The 23,711-nt window shown below is 69.4% G+C and carries 10 protein-coding genes; 5 read left to right on the top strand and 5 right to left on the bottom strand.

The window, feature by feature from the left end; all coding sequences use genetic code 11:
- Positions 1–7: 7 nt before the first annotated feature.
- The gene (locus WME97_RS29120) at positions 8–1,048 is read right to left on the bottom strand and encodes a Gfo/Idh/MocA family protein (protein ID WP_437542187.1); all 1,041 of its coding nucleotides are present in this window, start codon (positions 1,046–1,048) and stop codon (positions 8–10) included.
- Between WME97_RS29120 and WME97_RS29125 the strand changes: the two genes are divergently transcribed.
- Positions 1,047–2,267, top strand: a complete 1,221-nt coding sequence (locus WME97_RS29125; protein WP_437542189.1) for a hypothetical protein — start codon at positions 1,047–1,049, stop codon at positions 2,265–2,267. The two genes, WME97_RS29120 and WME97_RS29125, sit on opposite strands and share 2 nt — an antisense overlap.
- Positions 2,268–2,283: 16 nt before the next feature.
- Here the strand turns inward: WME97_RS29125 and WME97_RS29130 are convergent, their stop codons facing one another.
- On the bottom strand, positions 2,284–5,289 hold the full coding sequence (locus WME97_RS29130) for a PEP/pyruvate-binding domain-containing protein (RefSeq protein ID WP_437542191.1): 3,006 nt from the start codon (positions 5,287–5,289) through the stop codon (positions 2,284–2,286).
- Positions 5,290–5,640: 351 nt separating this feature from the next.
- Between WME97_RS29130 and WME97_RS29135 the strand changes: the two genes are divergently transcribed.
- Positions 5,641–6,567 (top strand): hypothetical protein, encoded by a 927-nt coding sequence (locus WME97_RS29135; protein ID WP_437542193.1) that lies wholly within the window; start codon positions 5,641–5,643, stop codon positions 6,565–6,567.
- A gap of 202 nt (positions 6,568–6,769) precedes the next feature.
- On the opposite strand, the gene WME97_RS29140 is transcribed toward WME97_RS29135, so the two are convergent.
- Positions 6,770–7,597, bottom strand: coding sequence for an SDR family oxidoreductase (locus WME97_RS29140; protein ID WP_437542195.1), 828 nt, complete (start codon positions 7,595–7,597; stop codon positions 6,770–6,772).
- Positions 7,598–7,821: 224 nt separating this feature from the next.
- On the opposite strand from WME97_RS29140, the gene WME97_RS29145 reads away from it, so the two are divergent.
- A complete protein-coding gene (locus WME97_RS29145; protein WP_437542197.1) occupies positions 7,822–13,551 on the top strand; it encodes a CARDB domain-containing protein in 5,730 nt (1,909 codons plus the stop codon).
- A gap of 136 nt (positions 13,552–13,687) precedes the next feature.
- Here the strand turns inward: WME97_RS29145 and WME97_RS29150 are convergent, their stop codons facing one another.
- Positions 13,688–15,841: a caspase family protein gene (locus WME97_RS29150; protein ID WP_437542199.1), complete on the bottom strand. Its 2,154-nt coding sequence runs from the start codon at positions 15,839–15,841 to the stop codon at positions 13,688–13,690.
- Between the two features lie 105 nt (positions 15,842–15,946).
- A complete protein-coding gene (locus tag WME97_RS29155; protein WP_437542201.1) occupies positions 15,947–16,750 on the bottom strand; it encodes a M12 family metallopeptidase in 804 nt (267 codons plus the stop codon).
- Between the two features lie 463 nt (positions 16,751–17,213).
- On the opposite strand from WME97_RS29155, the gene WME97_RS29160 reads away from it, so the two are divergent.
- Both WME97_RS29160 and WME97_RS29165 read left to right on the top strand, forming a co-directional pair.
- Complete coding sequence (locus tag WME97_RS29160) at positions 17,214–20,291, top strand: tetratricopeptide repeat protein (RefSeq protein WP_437542202.1); 3,078 nt, start codon at positions 17,214–17,216, stop codon at positions 20,289–20,291.
- A gap of 101 nt (positions 20,292–20,392) precedes the next feature.
- Positions 20,393–23,602 carry a tetratricopeptide repeat protein gene (locus tag WME97_RS29165; protein ID WP_437542204.1) on the top strand — a complete coding sequence of 1,070 codons (3,210 nt, stop codon included), beginning with the start codon at positions 20,393–20,395 and terminating at the stop codon, positions 23,600–23,602.
- The last annotated feature ends 109 nt before the right edge of the window (positions 23,603–23,711 follow it).

Below are 23,711 nucleotides of genomic sequence, written 5' to 3' on the forward strand. Positions count from 1 at the left end.
CGCGCCGCTAGACCCTCTCCCAGCGCCCGCTCTCGACGGAACGGAAGAGCGCGTCGATGACCCGCATGTTGCCGACCGCGACCTCGATCGAGTTCTCGACCGGGCTGCCCGTGCGGATGGCGCGCGAGAACGCCTCGCTCTGCAGGTGGTACTGGTCGACGGCGGGGAACGAGGTGACCCTGGCCGAGCTGCAGTTCAGCGTCGAGCCGTCATCGAGGAAGACCTTGCACGGCTCGTCGGCGGGGGCGTTGAACGGGATCTCGATCTCGAGGCGGCCCTTGCTACCGAGCGCGTTCACGCGCTGGTAGGCCACCGCCTGCGTGCTGCACGTGAACGTCAGGTGCGCGCCGCCGTAGTCGACGAGGCCCGAGGTCAAGCGATCGGTGCCGAACTCGGGATCGCGCTCGACGAGCGCGATCGCCCGCACGGGCTCGCGTCCGAACAGGAAGCGCGACGTGTTCACCGCGTAGCAGCCGATGTCGTAGAGCGCGCCGCCCCCGACTTCCTGCTTGTTGCGGATGTTGGTGGCGTCGCGGTTGAAATACGAGAACGCCGCCTGGACGCTGACCAGATCGCCGATCTGGCCGCCTCGCACCCAGTCCCTGGCCTGCTGCCACTGCGGGTGGTTGCGGATCATGAACGCTTCGGCGATCAGCTTGCCCGTCTCGCGCTGGACGTCGACAAGCGCCTCCGCGTCCCTGGCGCTGAGCGCGATCGGCTTCTCGCACAGGACGTGCTTGCCGGCGCGGGCAGCGCGCGCCGTCCACGTCACGTGCAGGTGGTTGGGCAGCGGGTTGTAGACGGCCTCGATCTCCGGATCCTCGAGCAGCTCATCGTAGCTGCCGTACGCCTTCGTGATCCCGAGCGACCGCGCGGCGTCGCGCGCCTTGCCGATGTCGCGCGACGCCAGCGCCGTGAGCTGGGTCAGCGGCCCCCGCTTCATGCCGGGTAAGCTGACCGTCAACGCGAAGTTGCTCGCCCCGAGGACGCCCCAGCGCACGGGGGGGAGGGATTCGTCAAACGTCGGACCATGGGCAGATGTGGACATGGGCACCTCGCTGCTCGCGAAACTAACGGTCGACGGCGCGCCTGTAAACGCTGGACGTGACGATGGCCTCGTGGATGCGCTCGACACCATGGCGGCCTGCGTCATCGGACGCGCCTCGACGCCAGACAGCCTCTGGACAGCCGGCGGCATCCTCACCGGAGCGCTCCTCGCCGCCAATGACGTACCCGACATCGGCCAGGGGCGAAACACGCGGGACAGAGCACGCCATCGAAGTCCCCCTGACGCTCCAGACGTCTGTCCGTCGGACGTCACGCCACTACTTCGCCCCGCTCACTCGACACCTTCAGCAAACTCTGCCATTATTACCAGAATTGCAGCCTTTCAGTGGGGGACTGATATGGCTCGAAATACCGTGGTAGGCCTGATACCGGTCATCGTTCTGGCCGGAACCGGATGCGGCGGGGACGGAGTGTGGCTGGAAGAGCCCTTGGGCGAAGCGCAGAGCGCGCTGGAGGCCGGCAATGCGCTCAATCCCAACGCGCTCAATCCCAACGCGCTCAATCCCAACGCGCTCAACCCCAACGCGCTGGCGATCGGCGCCTTGAGCTTCATCGCCCTTGGCTCGCAGGCGCTGACCGCGATCCTGGACCCCGGGCCGAACGGCGCGCTCTCACGCGAGCACCTGAGGTACGCCGTCGAATGCGCCCTCGAAAGCTCGCAATCATTCCGCTTCGGGTGGATCGACGCCTCTGGCGTCTATCACGACGAGATCTACACAGGCGTGCTCGGACTCGCGCGGAGCTGGGCGTGGGTCCCGCTGGACGGTAACGGGCAGCGCTGGGTCTCGGCGTGCCTCGCGGCGCGCACCAACTACTACAGGGTTCCCGTCGTGATCTCTTCGCGTGGACCCACCAAGGCGATCAACAAACAAAACTCGCCGGAGCTGTCCACGTTCACGAGGGAGGAGGGCGCGTTCTGGGGCAACATCTACGGGAGCTCGCCGGCGCTCTACGCCTGCCATGTCCCAGAGAACGACGCGAGCTCACGCGCGGCGCTCCGCGACTGCGCCGCCGGGCACATCGACGAGGCGACTGGCTCCATCCAACCGTGCGGGGCGATCCGACTCCTGGGCCCGTGTGACAGCTATTGCGACCCCATCGCCCCCAAGAACGGCATCTATCACCCTTCCTGCTTCACGGATCCGGCGAGCCGCTCGACCACCATGAGCTTGCACCCGATCACGGTGTTCCTCGAATGAGAGGGAGGCGTCGAGCCTAGTATTCACGGCAGTCGCCAGGCGCCTCCAGCGTGCCGAAGCTGTAGGGCCGCGCCTGCTTGACGAGCAGCCGGCGCTCCGGGCCGATCAGCTTCCATTCGATCTGCATCGCGTACAGCCGGTTCTCCCCCTTCGGGTCCACCAGCGGCCGGTAATGAGCGTGGACGGACTCGAGCACGCACCCGAGCCGCTGGATCTCCGGGAACGACAGCACGTCGCGCCCGCGCGACAGGCTCGAGCGCGTGAGGTACTCCGCCTTGATCGTGCGAGGCGGCGGCGTGTACACGATCTCGTCGCTTGTCACGCCGGGCGCGGGGTTGGTGACCGAGGCCTCCCCGATCTGCGCGTTGATGTAGTACTGGCTGTCGCGGGTGGCGTCGAGCGCGTTGCGGCTGATCGCCACGCCCTGCGCGCGCTCCGATTGCCAGGCCTGGTGCACGAGCACGGCCATGGCCGCGCGCGCCTGCTCGACGTGGCCGAACTCGCGCTCATCGTAAGCGCGCGTGTTCCACAGGCTCGCCCAGACGGTGCGCAGCGCGTCCTCGATGGAGCTCGACGCGGCGTCCAGCTCGCCGCTCGTCGACGTGTGCAGGCCCGCGCCGTTGAAGGTCGCGAGATCCTCGGTGTTGCTGCTGCTGCGCAGCCTCACGCGGTCGCCGCCGAAGCGCTGCTCGATAGCGCCCGTGACCTCGCTCAAGATCGCGCGGTCCACCGGGTGCGCCAGCATCCGCGCCCGCACCTCGGCCAGCCCCTCGGCGTGCGCGTGCGGATCGGCGCGGAACTCGGGATCCTGCTCGAGCTCGGCCAGGAGCTCCGCCGCGCCGCTCGCCTCGAAATGGTCCATGTAGTGCGAGAACGGGATCGCGAACGCGGCGGGCGGCACGTACAGCGGCAAGAGGTCGAGCGGGCAATACTGGCCCACGCCGCTCACGCGGTACAGCTCGGCCATGCCTGCCGCCTTGGAGCCGATGCTGTCGCCCATGGCGTAACCCGCGGCGTCGAGCGGCACGACCCCGCGCACGGAGAGGTCGAGCGCCGGCGAGAGCCGCTCGCCGGTCGGCTTGCGCTTCTCCCAGTAAGCGTCCGCCTCCTGCGCGGTGGCCTCGCGGATGTCGAAGTCCGACGCGCGCACCTCGAGCCGCACCAGCTTGCCGAACAGGGCCTTGAGGCGCTCGTCATTGCGCGCGCCGCGCAGGGCCATGTTCGGCGTGCCCCGGCCGCGCGCCAGCACGTTCACGTGCGCGAGCGGCGTCTGGAAGGCCTCGGTGATGAGGCCGCCCATGAACGCTGTCTCGTTCGGCACGTCGTCGGTCACCACGATCACGTTCGGCCCGAGCTCGGCCGTCTCCAGATCGCGCGCCGGGACGAACGTCAGCGTGCCAAAGCCCTCGGCCGGGTTGAGCGACTGGTACGTGAGCCCCTTGTACGGCGCGTTCGGCCCCACGATGGGCGCCGTCCCCTCGATCTTCCGCAGCTCGATGATCTGGCGCCCCTCGGTGGGCCGTATCGCCCACGCCTCCGGGTCGGGAACCGCCTTCATCGCCGCGAAGAACGCGCGCCGCATCTGCTCGCCGACGATCTGGTCGCCGGGCGAGAACTCGACGGTCTTGGCTCCGTTGGTGTGCTCGACAAGCGTGCCGAGGAGGTAGCGACGGCCCTCGGACCGGAAGTACTCGGTCTGGCTGAACAACCCCCAGCCGACGTTGAACTCCGCGGCTTGCTCGGGATCGCAGCGATCGAGGTGGGGCTCCTTCCGGATCTGCTCGCGGACAAAGGTGTAGTGGAGCGCCCACTTTCGCGTGCTCAGGAGGTGCACCGTGTCGTTCGCGGCCATGTCGACGACGAACTTGACGCCGAGCTCACCGACCGCGGTGCCGCCCTCGGCCAGCTCGGCGAAGTCCGCGGCCGTCTCCAGCCGGTGCGCGCGCCCGCTCGCGAGCTCACGCCCCGGGAGCTCGGCGCAGCCCTCGTTCGCGGCGCCGGGGCTCGCCGCCCCGCAGAAGCGCGGCGCCCCGGTGGCGTCGGGCACGCGGGCCAGCGACGCGCCCTCGGGCCAGGCCATGAAGTCGATGCGATCGCTCGGCTCCGGGCTGTCCTCGCGCCACAGCGTCGCCACGCCCTCGAACTCGGGCGAGGCCTCGATCTCGGCCGTGTCGCTCGCGCCCACCGGGACGCTCACCCGCTCGCCGGGCGCGAGCGTGACGGACGGCTCGGGCCACGCGAGCAGCACGCCCGCGTCGGCGCCGGGCGGCGCTTGCCCCGGAGAGAGCGCCGCGAGGCGCAGCGCGAAGCCGTCGAGCGCGACGGGCGCGCCGCCCGCGTTCAGCACCTCGACGAACCCCGCGGGCCGCAGCGAGAGCTCGGAGATGACCAGCGGCCCGGCGATGGCCGGGAACGGCTCGGGCCACTGGAAAGGCGCGAAGCGGATGCTGTCGTCGAGGTTCGGCGGATCCGGCGGACCGCAGGTCTCGCCGTTCTCTCGCTCGGGCGTGGCATAGCGGCAGATCGACGGCTCGCCCGTGCCGTCGGGCAAGCGCGCGTAGCTCTCGGACCGCGGCAGCTCCGGCACATTCACGAGGTCGGCGAGCTGGCACGACGACGACCACAGCGCCACGCGCGCGCCCGAGTTCGAGAGCTTGAACGGCAGGTGCAGCGGGCCCTGCTCCGGCGTGTCGTCGGCCCAGAACAGCGCCGTTCGCCCCGGCCCGAGCGTCAGCTTCGGCAGCCGTGTCGCCTTGCCGGACTTGTCGCTCAGCGCGTACTCCCCGAGATCGAGCGGGCGCTGGCCGATGTTCATCAGCTCGATGAAATCGTCCGTCTCGCCGACCTCGTCGACCCAGGCGCCGTCGTTGCCGGTCATCACCTCGTTGATCCGAAGATCGCCGCTCAGCGCGGGCGAGGCGGCCGCGGGAAGCTCGAAGTCGCACACCGTCGGCTTCGGTGGGTGCTCCTCCGTCGGGAGCTGGGTCTCGCCCGAGCAACCGACGCCGAGGGCGAGCGACAAGAGGGCCGCACCCACGCGCGGCTGGGACAAAGGGTGAACGCGATCGCTGGGTGAGCGCTCCATCATGCATGCTCCCGTCGTTCCTGCACCGTCATGCCCGCTCCGCCAGCACGCGGCGTGCCGCGCGCACAGGCGGCCTGGCGCGGCGCAAAAAGCTCGTGGAATCCAGTCCTTCGGCCGCACGCGTGGCTCGCCGTGCGCCGGGCTGTGCCAGCGCCTGCGCCGTCACCGCCAGGGGGCCGCGCCGGCGGATGCGGTCAACTGCCCATTCGGCCGGCGCGCGACTTGGATGCTGGCTTCAGCTCTTGTAGCCTCGCGCGCATGCGTGAAAGCGTGCATGGACGATTTGCATTGATCGCTCTCCTCACCTGCGCCCTGGCCGCCTGTTCCGAGTCGCCGGCCGACGAGGGCGGCGCAGGCGGCGGTGGCGCGGGTCCAGCCGGCAGCGGCGGCTCCGGCGGCGTAGCGGAGGCCAGCTCGAGCGCGGCCGAAGCCGCGACCTCCAGCGCCGCGACGGGCGCCGGGGCCGGAGGAGGAGGCGGAGGAGGCGGAGAGCCCGAGGGCGAGTGCGGGAGCGTCTCGGAGGTGCCGCCCGAGCTGGGGTTCGACCCTTTCTACAAGAAGTACGTCGACGCCGCGGGGATCCCCGTCATCAGCTCCGAGAAGGTGCCTGACGCGGCGCTGCTGCGCACCTGCTCGGTGGCCGTCCGCATGCTCGGCCACCGCGACGACGTGCGTCAGGCGATGATCGAGAACCACACGCGCGTCGCCGTGATGGCGGAGACGGAGGTGACAACCGACATCCCCGAGCACAGCGACCTGTACGAGGCGTTCCCGGGGACGGACTGGGACACGCGGGCCCGCGGCCTCGGCGCGACCCCCGCCCGGCCCGCGAGCTCCTGCGCCGAGGAGAACGTCCTGTGTTATGCGAGCGATCCGTACCTCGGCGAGGACATCCTTGTGCACGAGTTCTCGCACGCCATCGCGATCATGGGCATCGCCTTCGTCGAGCCGGCGTTCAACGGGGAGCTCGAGGACGTCTTCGATGCCGCGCTCCAGGCGGGGAAATGGGAGGACACCTACGCGGCGACGAACAAGGACGAATACTGGGCCGAGGGGGTCCAGTCCTGGTTCGACGCCAACACCGAGGCGATCCCCGCGAACGGGATCCACAACGAGATCGACACGCGGGCCGAGCTGCGCGACTACGATCGCCCGCTCCACGATCTCATCGCCAGGTACTTCGCCGACGACGCGTGGCGGCCGAGCTGCCCTTAGTTCCGCCCGCCAGGAGTCCTGGCCATGGAGCCGGAGAGAGAGTTCAACGCAAAGGCGCAAAGACGCAAAGGCGCAAAAAAAGAACAAATCTCGTGTATTTTTGCGTCTTTGCGCCTTTGCGCCTTTGCGTTACTCTCTCTCCGCTCGCGAGCCTTTGCAAAGAGGCCCGGTGTCGCGCTCGACCGCGGGCCGCCTCGCGTCGCTACGCCGCCAGCGCCTCGGTCAGCGCCCAGAGCCGCTCCTGCGCGGCCTCGTCGAGCGCCTCCGCCGCCGCCGGCTTGATGCGGCTCTTCTCGAAGTACTCCCCCGTCACCCCGGCCAGCTCCGGCGCCGTGGCCACGTGCAGCGAGCACTCGGCCCCTTGCTCGGCCGTGAGCAGGAACAGGTTGAAGAGCTTCGTAAGGAGCTTTGGATAATCGCGCATCAGGTCAGTCCTGACCACCCCCGGATGGACGGCGTTGACCGTGACGCCGGTGCCCTCGAGCCGCCGGGCCAGCGCCTTGGTGAAGAGCACGTTCGCGAGCTTCGACTGGCTGTATGCCGCCGTCGTGCCGTACTTCCGCCGCTCGAACTGCAGGTCCTCCCAGTCCATCCGGCCGCGGTAGTGCAGCTTCGAGGACAGGACCACGACCCGCGACGGCGCGCTCTTCTTCAGGAGCGGGAGGAGGTCCTGCGTGAGCAGCCACGTCCCCACGTGGTTCACCCCGAACGTCGCCTCGATGCCGTCCTCGGTCGTGCCGCGCGCGCTCCGCCATACCCCGGCGTTGTTCACAAGGACGTCCAGGCGCTCGTGCGCGGCGCGGAAGCGCTCGCCGAAGGCGCGGATGCTCGCCTTGCTCCCGAGATCCAGCGCGATCACCTCCACGTCCTTGCGGCCGGTGGAGCGCGCGATGTCGTCGCGCGCCGCCTCCCCTCTGCCGGTGTCGCGGCACGCCAGCACCACCTTCGCGCCGGCCTGAGCCAGGCCGCGGGCCGTCTCCTTGCCAATGCCCGTGTTGCCGCCGGTGACGATGCAGACCTTCCCGTTCATGGAGCTCCTGTCTCAGGTTCCAGCGGTGAGCGCAAGCCCACGGCGCGCGCGGCATGGAAACAGAAGGAACAGACGTCACGGAAGCGGAGGCGGAGGCGCCCCCCCGCCTCGTGACGGCGCAAAGCCCCTATCCCGCGAAACTCCAGCGAGAATCGCGACCCCCTTGACGTGGACGCGCCCCCAGCTTCTCCTGATTCTCTATGCTCAGCCTAAGAGTATCTCGGGTGCGACGGGCGTGCTTCGTGTTCGGCATGCTGGCGATGACCGTGGGGTGCGGGAGCAGCGGACCCCCTGACGATCCCGAGCCGATAGGGGCGGCGACCGGGGCGCTCACGGGCGACGAACCGGACCTCGTGATCTCGAGCGCGAGCGCGCCGCCCAGCGTCCTGCCGGGCGGCTATTTCACGACGTGGGTCACTGTGTGCAACCAGGGCAACTCGGCCAGCTACGGCACCCAGGTCGAGGTGAGCCTCTCGGACGACGACATCATCACACCGTCGGATCCCATCACCGGCTATGCGCCGCTGGGGTATCTCGACGCGGGGCAATGCGTGGAGCTCGGCGTCCAGACCGCCGCGGCCGTGCCCGATGGCGCGTACACGCTCGGCGTCGTGGTGGACTCGTTCGAGCAGGTGATCGAGCTGTCGGAGACCAACAACACGGCCGTCGGAGGCGAGATCGGCATCGGCTTCGGCCCGGATCTCATCGTCTCCGCCGTGAGCGGCCCTCCGAGCGCGCTCCCCGGCGGCGGCTTCGAGGTCCAGGCGACGGTGTGCAACCAGGGCACGACGCCGAGCCAGAGCGCGCTCGTGGACGTGCTCCTCTCGCCGGACGTTGCGATCGAGCCGTCGGATCACCTCCTCGGCGGCGCCCCGGTTCCCTGGTTGAACCCTGGCCAGTGCGCGTCGGTGACCGTGCCCGCCAGCGCCAATGTCCCGGAAGGTGCCTATCACCTCGGCGCGATCGCGCACGAGAACGGCTGGAACCCGGAGCTCACCACGTCCAACAATGCGGTGGCGGGCGGGCTACTCGGCGTCGGCTACCGGGCGGACCTCGTCGTCTCGGCGGTGAGCGGGCCGCCGAGCCAGGTGCCCGGCGCCTGGTTCGACGCCTCGATCACCGTCTGCAACCAGGGCACGCAGACGAGCTACGGGACCGATGTCGACCTCCTGCTCTCGCCCGATGACGAGATCACGCCCGCCGACTTCCCGATCGGCCACGGCTATGTGCCGAACCTGAGCCCCGGACAGTGCTTCTCCGCGACGATCCCCGCGAACACGTACGTGCCCGACGGCGCGTACACGCTCGGCGCGATCGTGGACGTCCCGGATTGGACCGTCGAGCTCATCGAGACGAACAACGCGGCGGCGGGCGGCGCGATCGGCGTCGGCCACCAGCCAGACCTCATCGTGTCCTCGGTGAGCGGGCCGCCGAGCGCGACGTCCGGCGGCTCCCTCGACGCATCGGTCACCGTCTGCAACCAGGGCACGCAGGCGAGTTATGGCAGCAACGTGGAGCTGTACCTCTCCTCGGACGCGATCATCACAGCGGCCGACGTGCCCATCGGCGGCGACATGGTTCCGTACCTCGATCCTGGGCAGTGCACCACGCGAACGCTCCACGTGGGCGCTTACGCGCCCGACGGCGCCTACCACCTCGGCGCGATCGTCGATCGGTACGGCGGGGTTCCCGAGCTCATCGAGAGCAACAACACCGCAGCTGGCGCCGTGGTCGGCGTCGGCTACCGGCCGGATCTCATCGTCTCCTCGGTGAGCGGGCCGCCGAGCGCCCTTCCCGGCAGCGGCTTCGGCGCCACCGTCACCGTCTGCAATCAGGGCACGACCCCGAGCTATAGCGCCGCCCTGGAGCTGCGCCTGTCACCCGACGACAACATCACGGAGACCGACCCGCCCGCCGGCGGCGCCCAGGCGCCGTACCTGGAACCGGGGCAATGCGCGGCCGTGACCTTCCCGGCGAGCGCTTACGTGCCAGACGGCGTCTATCACCTCGGCGCGATCGTCGATCTGTACAACTCGCAAGAAGAGCTGAACGAGGCCAACAACGCCGCGTCGGGCGGGCTGCTCGGCGTGGGCCATCGGCCGGATCTCATCGTCTCCGCCGTGAGCGGGCCGCCGACCCTCGTGCCCGGCAGCGAATTCAGCGCCCTTGTCACCGTCTGCAACCAGGGCACGACGCAGAGCTACGGCAGCGACGTCGCCGTGGTGCTCTCGTCCGATCAGGCGATCACGCCGTTCGACGCGCCCGCCGGGGGCGGCTATGTGCCCGGTCTGAGCCCCGGGCAGTGCGCCTCCGTCGCCGTGCCCGCGAACGCCTACGTGCCCGATGGCGCCTATCACCTCGGCGCCGTCGTGGACCCGGGCGGCTCGCTCCTCGAGCTCATCGAGACCAACAACGCGGCGGCGGGCAGCCTGATCGGCGTCGGCCATGGCCCCGACCTCATCGTCTCCGCCGTGAGCGGGCCGCCGAGCGTATTTCCCGGCGGCGGCTTCGACGCGTCGGTCACCGTCTGCAACCAGGGCACGCAGACGAGCTACGGCACCCACGTGGAGCTGCGCGTCTCCGCGGATGCGACAATCACGGCCGCCGACTTCCTCGCCGGCGGCGGTCCTGTGCCGTACCTGGATCCCGGCCAGTGCGCCACCGTGACCTTCCCGGCGAGCGCGCATGTGCCCGAGGGTGCCTACCACCTCGGCGCGATCGTCGACCCGCAGGGCGGGGTCCCCGAGCTCATCGAGACCAACAACGCGGGCTCAGGCGCGCTGATCGGCATCGGCTATGGGCCTGACTTCACCGTCGCTTCCGTGAGCGGCCCGCCCAGCGTCCTGCCGGGCAGCGGCTTCGAGGCGGAGATCACCGTCTGCAACCAGGGCATGACCCCGGGCTCCAGCATGGTGGAGCTGCGCCTGTCCGCCGACGCCACGATCACGGAGGCCGATGCGTTCGCGGGTGGCGCGCCAACGCCTTACCTGGATCCCGGCCAGTGCGCGGCCGTGACGATCCCCGCCAGCGTCTATATGGCCGATGGCGCCTATCACCTCGGCGGGATCGTCGATCCGTACGGCTGGCAGCCCGAGTTGATCGAGACCAACAACGCGACGCCGGGTGATCTGATCGGCGTCGGCCACTGGCCCGATCTCGTCGTCTCGGCCGTGAGCGGGCCGTCAAGCGTGACGCCCGGCAGCAGCTTCAACGCCGCCGTCACCGTCTGCAATCAGGGCACGACCCAGAGCTACGGCGCCGACGTCGAGCTGCTGCTGTCGAGCGACGACGCGATCACGCCCTCGGACATCCACGCCGGGAGCGGCCATGTCCCCGGGCTGAACCCCGGGCAATGCACCTCCGTCGTCGTGCCCGCGAACGCCTACGTGCCCGACGGCGCGCATCACCTCGGCGCGATCGTGGACCCGAGCGGCGCGCTCGCCGAGCTCATCGAGACAAACAACGCCGCGGCGGGCAGCGTGATCGGCGTCGGTTACGCGCCGGATCTCGTCGTCTCCGCCGTGAGCGGGCCGCCGAGCACGATCCCTGGCGGAAGCTTCGACGCGTCGGTCACGGTCTGCAACCAGGGCACACAGACGAGCTACGGCACCCAGGTGGAGTTGCTGCTCTCCGCCGACGCGACCCTCACGATGGCCGACTCCCCTGCTGGCAACGGTCCGGTGCCGTACCTGGATCCGGGCCAGTGCGCCACCGTGACCTTCCCGGCGAGCGCATACGTGCCTGACGGCGCCTACCACCTGGGTGCGATCGTGGACCGGGACAACTGGGTTCCCGAGCTCATCGAGACGAACAACGCGGAGGTGAGCGCCGTGATCGGCGTCGGCAACTGGCCCGACCTCATCGTCTCCGCGGTCAGCGGCTCGCCCAGCGCCATGCCGGGGAGCGGATTCGACGCTTCCGTCACCGTCTGCAACCAGGGCACGCAGGCGAGCTACGGAAGCAACGTGGATCTCTACCTGTCCGCCGACGCCGCGATCACGGAAGACGACACACCCGCAGGCGGCGGCATGGTCCCCTTCCTGGCGCCCGGGCAGTGCACCTCCGTGCTCGTCTTCGCGAGCGCTTATGTTCCCGAGGGCGCGTATCACCTCGGGGCGATCGTCGATGTGCACGACTGGCAGGAAGAGCTGATCGAGTCCAACAACGCTGCCTCGGGCGACCTCATCGGCGTGGGCTTCCAGCCCGACCTCGTCGTCTCGGCGGTCAGCGGACCGCCCAGCGCCTCGCCGGGCAGCGGCTTCGACGCTTCCGTCACCGTCTGCAACCAGGGCACGTCCCCGAGCTACGGGGTCGACGTCGAGCTGTTCCTGTCGAGCGACGACGCGATCACGCCCGCGGACCTCCACGCGGGGAGCGCCCATGTGGCCGGCCTGAGCCCTGGACAGTGCACCTCCGTGCTCGTCCCCGCGAGCGCCTATGGGCCCGACGGCGCCTACCACCTCGGGGCGATCGTGGACCCGGGACAATGGCTCGTCGAGCTCATCGAGAGCAACAACGCTGTGGCGGGCAGCGTGATCGGCGTCGGCTTCGGGCCGGATTTCGTCGTCTCCGCCGTGAGCGGGCCGCCGAGCGTCGCCCCGGGTGACCACTTCAACGCCGAGGTCACCGTCTGCAACCAGGGCACGCAGGCAGGCTACGGCGGCGACGTGGGGCTGCGCCTCTCCTCGGATGCGACCATCACGACGGCCGACTTCCTGGCAGGGAACGGGCCGGCGCCGTACCTGGCGCCGGGCCAGTGCGCCACGGTGACCTTCCCGGCGAACGGCTACGTGCCGGAAGGCGCCTACCACCTGGGCGCGCTCGTCGATCCGTACGGCTGGACTCCCGAGCTCATCGAGAGCAACAACGCCGCGGCGGGCAGCGTGATCGGCGTCGGCTATCGAGCGGACCTCATCGTCTCGGCGGTGGAGGCGCCGCCCAGCGCCGTCCCGGGCAGCAGCTTCAGCGCCGAGGTCACCGTCTGCAACCAGGGCACGCAGCCGAGCTACGGTAGCGAGGTGGAGCTGCGCCTGGCGGCCGGCGACCAGGAGGCCGACACAGGTTTCTTCGCCGGAAGCGCGCCGGTGCCGTACCTGGATCGTGGCCAGTGCACGGTCGTGACCATCCCCGCCTACCTGGCGGCGCCCGACGGCGCCTATCACCTCGGCGCCGTGGTGGACCCCTACGGCTGGATGCAGGAGCTCATCGAGACCAACAACACCAACACAAGCGGCGTGTTCGGCGTCGGCTTCCGGCCGGATCTCATTGCGTCCGTGAGCAGCCCATCGTCCGCCGCGCCGGGCAGCAGCTTCGACGCCGTCGTCACCGTGTGCAACCAGGGCACGACCCCGAGCGGCGGCACGAGCGTCGATGTGTTTCTGTCGTCAGACGGGACGGTCACGCCCTCCGATATCCATGTCAGCGCCGGCTGGGTCCCCGGGTTGAGCCCTGGCCAGTGCGAGAGCATCACCGTGGCGGCCGGCGCCTATGCTCCTGACGGCGCCTACCACCTCGGCGCGATCGTGGACCTGAACGGCCCGGTCCAGGAGCTCATCGAGACCAACAACGCCGCCGCCGGCGAGCTGATGGCCATCGGCCACGGCCCCGATCTCGTCGTCTCGGCGGTGAGCGGCCCGCCGAGCGTCACGCAGGGCGGCCTCTTCGACGTCTCGATCACCGTCTGCAACCAGGGGACGGCCCCGAGCTACGGCACCATCGTGGAGGTCCGGCTGTCGGCCGACGCGACGATCACGACGGACGACTTCATCCCCGGAGGCGCCTGGGTGCCGAGCCTCGCCGTAGGCCAGTGCGAGGGCCTCCTCGTCCCCGCGGATACCTACCTCCCCGTGGATACCTACACGCTCGGGGCCATCGTGGACGCCTACGGCGAGGTCCCCGAGCTCCTCGAGGGCAACAACGCCACGGCCGGCGGCGAGCTCGTCGTCAGCTTCTGATCATCGCCCGCTGCCACATCGGGAGAGGCCGGCTGCGCGCGACGCGGGTCGCGCGCAGCCGCGTGGCCGACCTGACCAGCAAATCGGCAGGAACTCACCGCGCGGCGCGGTTGCGCCCTTGATCCCGTCGTCGAGCCTAGCTCGTGACGACGCGGATCTGCCGCACGGTCCAGTCGGAGCCCGGCTTTGACACGGTGCTCATCACGCGCGCCGTGTTCCGATCCGCATCGAGCGCCTCGCGCAGCCGGAAGAGCGCGTCGCGAGCAGCCCCGCTCCTCACCATCACCGACCGGGTGATCGGCTGGTCGATCGGCGGCTGCAGGAGCCACCAGAAATCGGCGTCGTCGACGGTCGCGAAGATGTTGATGACGTCGACGGCCCGAGTGCGCCCGGGGCGCAGGACGGACTGGAATGCGAACCAGACATCCCTCTGGGCCTCCACGGTGGTGTAATACCCCGCAGACGGATCAGGAGGCATGATGGGGTCGATGCTCCAATCATCTTCGAGGTCGACGGCCACGACATTGATTGGACGATTGCTGTCGTTCACGACACGGACGAACGTATATGCGCCGGACTGCACAGCATGAGCGTCGCCGCTCGGCTCGATCACGGTCCCGCCCTCGATCAGATCGCCCGGCGACCACCCTGGCGGCGGAGTGCGGAGCTCGACGCGGAGCGCGTCCTTGAGCGCCGAGAATGGGTCGTCGACTTCCAGAATGGTCTGATACCGGAAGAGGTGCACCAGCCGATCGACCACGAGGGCGGCGGCGTTCGGCGCGCCGACGCTGACCGCTCCCACGTTGGGCATCGGCTTTCCGCTCGGGTCCCAGATCTCATATTGACCGCCGTCGTTGATGGCGACCTGGTAGTAAGGCGTCCCGCTCGTGTGGAGCACGAGAAAGCCGCGCCCTCTCGTGTTGATCGCGGCCTCGAGGGCGGCCAACGCCCGTTGCTGCTCGATCCCGGGCGGCAAGTCGTCTCGGCGGAAGAGGTTGACCTGACGCCGCAGCTCGACGGATCCCACGTCCTCGAGGAGCGCGGGGGCGCCCAGCTCTACCTTGTCGACCGGGGTGCCCTCTTCCAGGACCGCCCAGCTCTCCGTTGCCATTACCTCGTCGACGACGACGCCGCCCACGCGCTTGTCGAGCTGCGTGAAATCCGTCGTCCCGGGGCGGTAGAGGCCGAATGTGCTGCCCTTGGCGATCCCCATCGCCCGGCCGACGCGGAGCCTCACCCTCCGGTTCGAGGCGTCGATTCCGATGACCGTCACAGTGTGCGCGACAGGCTGGAGCTTGACGCCGAGCACCTGCCGCCCGCCCTCACCGAGGAGCTGGGGTGTCTGCGATGGAAATCGGCTGTGCACCCGGGCGAGCACCCGCTCGTAGACCGTCTTCCAGGTCTGGTCCGCGCCGAGCCGTTCCAGCGCCTCCAGGAGCGCCTCCGTCATCACGCCGCCTCGCCGGTTCCCCTCGATGTTGGCCTCCAGCGCCGACTGGTCATCGCGGCACGCCGCGAGCAGCACATGGTCGTTGGACGCGGGCAGCCAGCTCGTGGCAGCGACGACCCCCCGTGCGCTGAGCGACGCCACGAGCCGCCTCCATGCGGCGCGTAGCTCGTCATCGGGGGCGACGCCGTCCGTCGGCCGCTCGGTGGTGTCGAGCGTGGGCTCGACCTCCGCCCGGGCGCCTGTCGCGCACCGCGGCGCGACGTCGACCCCGCGCGTCGCGCCGCCGGAATGGCAGCTATCGAGCACCACCGTCACGATCGCCTGGCTCTTCTTCGCGAGCGCGACGAGGTAATATGCGAGATCGAGATCGCGCAGGTTGCGCGTCGACGCCTCGCCGATGTCCATGGGCACGAGCGTCTCGTCGCGCCCGCCGGGCCCCTTCTCCTCGGGGAACTTCGTGGGGACGCGGCCCCCGTGGCCGGAGTAGTAGATGAATACCTGGTCGCCCGGTTGCGTCCGGGCGACCAGCCCATCCAGCGCTGCCTTCATGTTGGCGTACGTAGGCCAGTCGCTCCTCGGCCCGGCGGGCACGCCTGCCCCGGTGTCGGCCGCGACGAGCTTCGTGATCTCGCGGGGCCCTGGGACCTGCGCGTTCAGCCTCACCTCGACGCGCCCGACGTCGCTCACGCATCCTCGCAAATTCCTGTACGTGGCTCCGTTCGGGAGGCGGTTCGGGAAGTAGAAGTCGATGCCGATGAGCAACGCCCGGAAGGTCGGGCCCGTGTCCCTGGTGCTGGTCCTCTCCGTCTGGTCGTGTTCATCGTTCGGTTGGCTCTCCATCGTGCCCCTCCATGATAGCGGCCGCGAGGCCGGTCCCCCCGGTGGCTCCCCGAATTTCATGACTCCGCGACGGCTGCGCGTCGCAGATCGAGCGCGGCATCGATGCTACCGCGCCGAGACTGTCTGAGGATAGGCGATCTTGATGAATTCGATATCCATCTGCGACAGCTTGGCGTTGTCCCGGACCGCCCAGCCCGCGGGGCTTACGATGAGCGAGGGGGGGATGGGGTAGAGCATGATCGAGGCGGGATCGAACTCGGTGCCCAGGAGGATATCCTCCGAGTACTTTTCGAGGACGTTGAAGCGGATCTGCTCCTTGGTCCAGTAATTCGGTGGCCCGGAGAAGTACCTGCAGACGGCCTTCTTGTTCCACACAATGCCACCCCGGGGGTTCTGATGCTCGTGAATGGCGCCGAGGGCGTGGCCGAACTCGTGGAGCACGATGCGCGAGTACTCCTCTTCGCTGGTATCGTCCCGGAGCCAGCCGAAGTTCATGGTGGGCTGGCTGAGCGGGAAGTACTGCTCCACCAGGGCGTCGGTTCCGAGCGCCGACCACGAGCCCGAGTCGGCGTAGAAGGAGATCCTGATCTCCGCGAAGGTCGAATTGCCGAAGTCGAACTGGATATTGGCGTGCTTCGTCCACTCTTTTGCGTACCGCTCGACCTTCGCCCGCATCGTGGAGGAGCCGTCGAGGAAGCGAATCTTCAGGACCTTCCCGGGGCGCCACCGCTTGCTCGCGATGAGCGCGATCTTCTCCGATGGCGTGAGGTTCGGGTCGTTCGGATTGAGGCTGGGATCCACGTCGTTCGCCGGATTTTCCCGCACGGCGGCCCGTCTTCCATCCTCTTCCAGAGCGAGCGGTAGCTTCCGATCGTAGCAGATGCGAACATTGGCTTCCGGCGTTGCCATATTCCTATCCCTCCTCAGAGGCCGGCGCGCGCTCGGGCGCACGGACAGCCCATGATGGATCGATAAGGAAGAGGGCGCGAAGGTCAAGCTGGGACGGAGGGGCGGCAACCGTCGGCTCGTCTCGCGTCGGTTTTCAGGCTGAGGGATCCAGCTGCGGCAATCTCATCTCTATTGAACCGACGCATGCTCGTGGCAATGGCCCCCCGCGCCGCGGGGACGAGACAAGCAAACAAGGTCGGTGCGGCTCACGTCGGTGCGGAAGGCGCGCCCCGAACGAGAGAGCGGTGTCCACTTGACGTCCCAGCCAGCGCACGCACGATCACAAGTGTGCGGCGTCCATGAGGAACTTTCACGGCCTGCGGTCCCATCGACAATGACGCGACCTGGACTGTCGCCGGGTTGCGCTGTTCGCCGACGCGACGGAGCGCGCCCAGCTCGAAGCTGAGGGATGAGGAGCGGTGAGATGAAGCGGATTTCGAAGGCACGTGCAGCACGATTCTCAGCACCGCTCGTCGCCGCACATCCACCGGTCGAGCCACCCGCGCAGACGCCGAATCTGGACGCGGACGCCGCGCCGAACGGGCCGCTCGAAGAGGCGGAGCGGCTGAATCGCCGCGTCGTCGAGCTTGAGCGAGCCGGCCGATACGACGAGGCCATCCCCCTCGCACGGAGGGCGCTCGCGCTGCGAGAAGGGACGCTCGGGCCCGAGCATCCCGACGTGGCTACAAGCCTCGACAATCTGGCTCGATTGCTCTATGCGAACGGCGATTACGCGGCGGCCGAGCCGCTCTTCCGTCGCGCTCTGGCCATCCGGGAGAAGGCCCTCGGGTCTGAGCATCGCAACGTGGCCATCAGCCTCAATAATATGGCCGCATTGCTCTATGCGAAAGGCGATTACGCGGCGGTCGAGCCGCTCCTCCGTCGCGCTCTCGCCATCCTTGAGAAGGCACTCGGGCCTGAGGATCCCGACGTGGCCATCAGCCTCAACAACCTGGCCGAGCTACTCGTTGCGAAAGGCGATTACACAGCGGCCGAACCGTTCTTCCGTCGCGCTCTGGCCATTTCGGAGAAGGTTCTCGGGCCCGAGCATCCCCTCGTGGCCATCAGCCTCTACAACCTGGCCGGATTGTTCTTTAGAAAAGGTGACTATGCGGCGGCCGAGCCGCTCTATCGTCGCGCTCTGGCCATCGTGGAGAAGGCGCTCGGGCCAGAGCATTCGGACGTGGCTATCAGCCTCGGTAATCTGGCCCGGTTGCTCCAGGAGAAAGGCGACTACACCGCAGCCGAGCCGCTCTACCGTCGCGCGCTGGCCATCTTCGAGAAGGCGCTCGGGCCCGAACACCCCGACGTGGCGATCAGCGTCAACAACCTGGCCGGATTGCTCCTTAAGAAAGGCGACTACACCGCAGCCGAGCCGCTCTTCCGTCGCGCGCTGGCCATCTTCGAGAAGGCGCTCGGGCCCAAGCATCCCGTCGTGGCCATCAGCCTCGACAATCTGGCCCGGTGGCTCCAGGCGAAAGGCGACTATGCTGCAGCCGAGCCACTCCTCCGTCGCGCTCTGACCATCGCAGAGAAGGCGCTCGGGCCTGAGCATTCCGACGTGGCTACCTACCTCAACAACCTGGCCACGTTGCTCGATGCGAAAGGCGACGACGCGGCGGCCGAGCTCCTCGTCCGTCGCGCGCTGGCCATCTGGGAGAAGGCCCTCGGGCCCGAGCATCCCAACGTGGCCGCCGCCCTCGACAACCTGGCCGACTTGCATTGGGCGAACGCAGCGCCCGCGGAGGCGCTTCCGCTGATGCAGCGGACTGCTTCGATCTACGAACGGGTCCTGGACGCTGTCCTTGCCACCAGCAACGAGCGGCAAAAGCAAGCGTTCACGTGGACGCTGGAAGGCCAGACCGACATGAACGTTTCTCTTCACGTCGGCGCGCTACCCGACCGCGCCGACGCCGCCCGACTCGCGCTCGCCGTCCTGTTGCAGCGCAAGGGCCGCGTCCTCGACGCCATGACGGACATGCTCGCGCAGCTCCGTGCGCGCGGCCGAGAGGAGGACCAGGCAAAGCTGGCGGTGCTGGCGAGCCTGAGGAGCGAGCTGGCGACGCGCACGCTGCGCGGGCCTGCGCCCGGAGAGGAAGTGAGCCATCACAGCGACGCGCTCGCCAAGCTGCGGGCAGACACCGAAGTCCTGGAGCAAGACCTGGCGACACGGTACACGGCACTGGCCGCGGAGCGCCGCGCCGTCACCCTCGAGGCCGTGCAAGCCGCGCTCCGTCCGGGCGCCGCGCTCGTCGAGATCGCGCTCTTCAGGCCTTATGATCCGCAGGCGAAACCCGGCCGCAGGTTTGGTGCCCCGCGCTATGTCGCCTATGTGCTTCACCGGACCGGCGATCCACACTGGGTAGAGCTGGGCTCGGCCGCGCCCATCGATGCGCTCGTCGCTTCTGCTCGAGCGTTGCTAAGCACCACCGATCCGCGCTACGCCGAGGCGGCGCGCGCGCTCGACGAGAAGGTCATGCAGCCGGTGAGGCAGCTCCTCGGCGAGGCGCGCGAGGTGTACCTTTCGCCGGACGGAGAGCTCAACCTCGTGCCCTTCGCGGCGCTGGTCGACGAGCGCGGGCAGCTCCTGCTCGCGCGTTATCGCTTCACCTACCTGACCAGCGGCCGCGACCTGCTCCGCCTCGAGGTCACCCAGACCGAGACCCCGCGCTCGTCGCCCCTGGTCCTCGGCGACCCTGCCTATGACGAGGCCGGCGGCGCGCCAGCCGGGGCGACCCCGGGGCGCCGCTCGGACGCCATGGGGGCGATGCGCTTCGGCCCACTCCAGTGGACCGAGCCGGAGGCGCGCGCCGTCAAGGATCTCTTGCCAGATGCACGCCTGCTTCTCGAAACAGACGCCACCGAGGCCGCCGTCAAGACGCTGGCGGGCCCCGCCATCGTGCACATGGCCACCCACGGCTTCTTCCTGGCGCAGGCACGCGCCGCACCGCTCGCGCCCCACCAGGACCGCCCGTTCGTGATCCTAATGCAGCCCGGAGCGCTGCCGCCCTTGCCCGAGAACCCCCTGCTGCGTTCGGGCCTGGCGCTGGCAGGCGCCAACCTACGGCGCAGCGGCAACGAAGACGGCGTCCTGACCGCGCTCGAGGTCGCAAGCCTGGACCTGTGGGGGACCAAGCTCGTCGTGCTCTCGGCGTGCGACACGGGGCTCGGCACCCTCGCCCGGGGCGAGGGCGTCTACGGGCTGCGTCGCGCGCTCGTGCTCGCCGGGGCCGACAGCCAGATCATGAGTCTGTGGAAGGTCGCCGATAGAGAGACCCAGGAGCTCATGGAGGCGTACTACGCCCGCCTCTCCGCCGGCGAGGGGCGCAGCGACGCTTTGCGCGAAGTTCAGCTCGCCATGGCGCGCGAGCGCTTGCATCCCTACTACTGGGCGGCCTTCATCGCAGGCGGCAGCGGCCGCTCGCTCTCTGGAAGGGAGCCGTCGCCCGTGCGAGAGGCCGATGTGCCGAGAGCGCTGGACACCGTAGCGGCCGCGCCCTAATCGCAGCGCGCCCGTGGCGAGGGCGGCCGCGCCTTGATCGCACTGTTCGCCGACGCGACCGCGCTCGCCCAGCTCGAGGCTGAGGGATGAGGAGCGGTGAGATGAAGCGGTTTTCGCGGGCATGTGCGACACGATTCGCAGCGGCGATAGTGGCCGTGCATCCGGCGGTCGCTGCGCAGGCGCAGACACCGAAACGGGAGGCGGCCACGGCGGCAACGGGGCCGCTCGAAGAGGCAGAGCGGCTGAATGCCCGCGTTGCCGAGCTCGAGCAGGCAGGCCGGTACAACGAGGCCATGCCCCTCGCACGGAGAGCGCTCGATCTACGAGAAAAGGCGCTCGGGCCTGAGCATCCCGACGTGGCCCAAAGCCTTGACAGCCTGGCATTATTGTTCTTGGTGAAGAGCGACTACGCGGCAGGCGAGCCGCTCCTCCGCCGCGCTCTGGCCATCCGAGAGAAGGCGCTCGGGCCCGAGCATCTCGACCTGACCCAAAGCCTCGACATCCTGGCGTTGTTACTTCATGGGAAAGGCGACACCACGGCGGCCGAGCCGCTCTACCGCCGCGCTCTTGCGATCCGGGAGAAGGCCCTCGGGCCTGAGCATTCCGACGTGACCGCCAGCCTCAACGGCCTGGCCGCGTTGCTCATAGAGAAAGGCCACTTCGCAGGAGCGGAGCCGCTCGTCCGTCGCGCTTTGGCCATCGGGGAGAAGGCGCTCGGGCCTGAGCACCCCGACGTGACCATCAGCCTCAACATCCTGGCCGGGTTGCTCATGGAGAGAGGCGACTTCGCGGCGGCCGAGCCGCTCGTCCGTCGCGCTTTGGCCATCGGGGAGAAGGCGCTCGGGCCTGAGCACCCGGCCCTGGTCACCCCCCTCAACCTCCTGGCGTTACTGCTCCATGCGAGAGGCGACTACGCGGCGGGCGAGCCGCTCCTCCGCCGGGCTCTGGTCATCACGGAGAAGGCGCTCGGCCCCGAGCATCCCGACGTGGCCACCACCCTCCACAACCTGGCTGGGTTGCTCATGACGAAAGGAGACCACGTGGCGGCCGAGCCGCTGCACTGGCGGGCCCTGGTCATCCTGGAGAAGGCGCTCGGGCACGAGCATACCGCGGTGGCCAAAAGCCTCGACAGCCTGGCCGTATTGCTCTTCGAGATGGGCGACTTCGCGGCGGCCGAACCGCTCCTCCGTCGCGCTCTGACCATCCGGGAGAAGGCGCTCGGGCCTGAGCATCCCCGCGTGGCTCGGACCCTCCACAACCTCGCCGGGTTGCTCCTGGAGAGAGGCGACTACGGGGCGGCCGAGCCGCTCTACCGTCGGGCCCTGGCCGTCTGGGAGAAGGCGCTCGGGCCAGACGACTCCATGATGGCCTTCAGTTTCGGCAACCTGGCCGTCTTGCTCGATGAGAAAGGCGACCACGCAGGAGCAAAGCCGCTCTACCGCCGGGCCCTGGCCGTCTCGGAGAAGGCGCTCGGGCCCGAGCATCCCAAGGTGGCCATTCTCCTGGGCAACCTGGCCTGGTCGCATTGGGCGAGCGCGGCGCCCACGCGGGCGCTTCCGCTGATGCAGCGGGCTGCAGCGATCCACGAGCCGGTCCTGACCTCGGTCCTTGCCGCCAGCAGCGAGCGGCAAAAGCACGCCTTCGCGCGGACGGTGCAAGGCCAGACCGACCAGACCGTATCCCTTCACGTCCGCGCGCTGCCCAATCGCGCCGACGCCGCCCGGCTTGCGCTCGCCGTCCTATTGCAGCGCAAGGGCCGCGTCCTCGACGCGATGACCGACATGCTCGCGCAGCTCCATGCCCGCGGCCGGGAGGAGGACCAGGCGAAGCTGGCCCAGCTGGCAAGGCTCGCGGGTGAGCTGGCAACGCGCGCGCTACGCGGGCCTGCGCCCGGTGAGGATGTGAACCATCACAGCGACGTGCTCGCCAGGCTGCGGGCGGAAATCGAGGTGCTCGACCAGGACCTGGCGGCGCGGTACAAGGCCCTTGCCGTGCAGCGCCGCGCCGTCAGCGTGGAAGCCGTGCAAGCCGCGCTCGCGCCGGGCGCCGCGCTCGTCGAGATCGCGCTGTTTCGGCCCCTTGTCCCGCGCTCGGAGCCCGGCCGCCGGTACGACAACCCGCACTACGTCGCTTATGTGCTGCACCCAACCGGCGAGCCACGCTGGGTGGAGCTCGGCCCCGCTGCGCCCATCGATGCGCTCGTCGCTGCTGCGCGCGCGTCGCTGAGCGCGACCGATGCGCGCTATGCCGAGGCGGCACGCGCGCTCGACGAGAAGGTCATGCAGCCGGTCAGGCAGCTCCTCGGCGAGGCGCGCGAGGTGTACCTGTCGCCCGACGGAGAGCTTAACCTCGTGCCCTTCGCGGCGCTGGTCGACGAGCGTGGGCAGTTCCTGCTCGCGCGTTATCGCTTCACCTACCTGACCAGCGGCCGCGATCTTCTCCGCCTCGAAGTCACCCAGACCGGGAGCCCGCGCTCGTCGCCGCTCGTCATCGGAAACCCAGCCTACGACGACGGCGGCGGCGCGCCGGCCGGTGCCGCCTCGGGGCGCCGATCGGATGCCATGGGCGCAATGCGCTTCGGCCCACTCCGGTGGACGGGGCCAGAGGCGCGCGCCGTCAAGGAGCGCTTGCCAGACGCACGCCTGCTGCTCGACAAGGACGCCACCGAAGCTGCTGTCAAGGCGCTGGAGGGCCCCTCTATCCTGCACATGGCCACCCACGGTTTCTTCCTGGCGCAGGCACGCCCGGCACCGGACGCGTCCCGCGAGGCCCGGCCGTTCCTGACCGTGCTGCAGCCCGAAGCGCTGCCGCCCTTGCCCGAGAACGCGCTCTTGCGCTCGGGTCTGGCGCTCGCAGGCGCCAACCTGCGGCGGAGCGGCGGCGAGGACGGCGTGCTGACCGCCCTCGAGGTCGCAGGCCTGGATCTGTGGGGGACCAAGCTCGTCGTGCTCTCGGCGTGCGACACGGGGATCGGCCCCCTCGCCCGCGGCGAGGGCGTCTACGGGCTGCGTCGCGCGCTCGTGCTCGCCGGGGCCGACAGCCAGATCATGAGTCTGTGGAAGGTCGCCGACGAGGAGACCCAGGCGCTCATGACGGCGTACTACGGTCGGCTCTCGGCCGGCGAGGGGCGCAGCGACGCCCTCCGCGAAGCACAGCTCGCCATGGCGCGCGAGCGCGTGCATCCCTACTACTGGGCGGCCTTCATCGCAGGCGGCAGCGGCCGCTCGCTCTCCGGAAGGGAGCCGCCCGCCGTGCGAGAAGCCGACGTGCCGAAGGCAGCGGACACCGTGGGCAGGGCCGCACCCGAGTAGGCCCGGTGGCGAGAGGGGCCACGCCGGCAAGCCATGGCACGCGAGCCGCGGCCCGCCGCAGGCCATCGTGTCGCACAGAAGGGATCAGGACACGCTCCCCGGGCCTACC

It is taken from the genome of Sorangium sp. So ce367, assembly GCF_051520455.1.
GTDB lineage: Bacteria > Myxococcota_A > Polyangia > Polyangiales > Polyangiaceae > Sorangium > Sorangium cellulosum_B.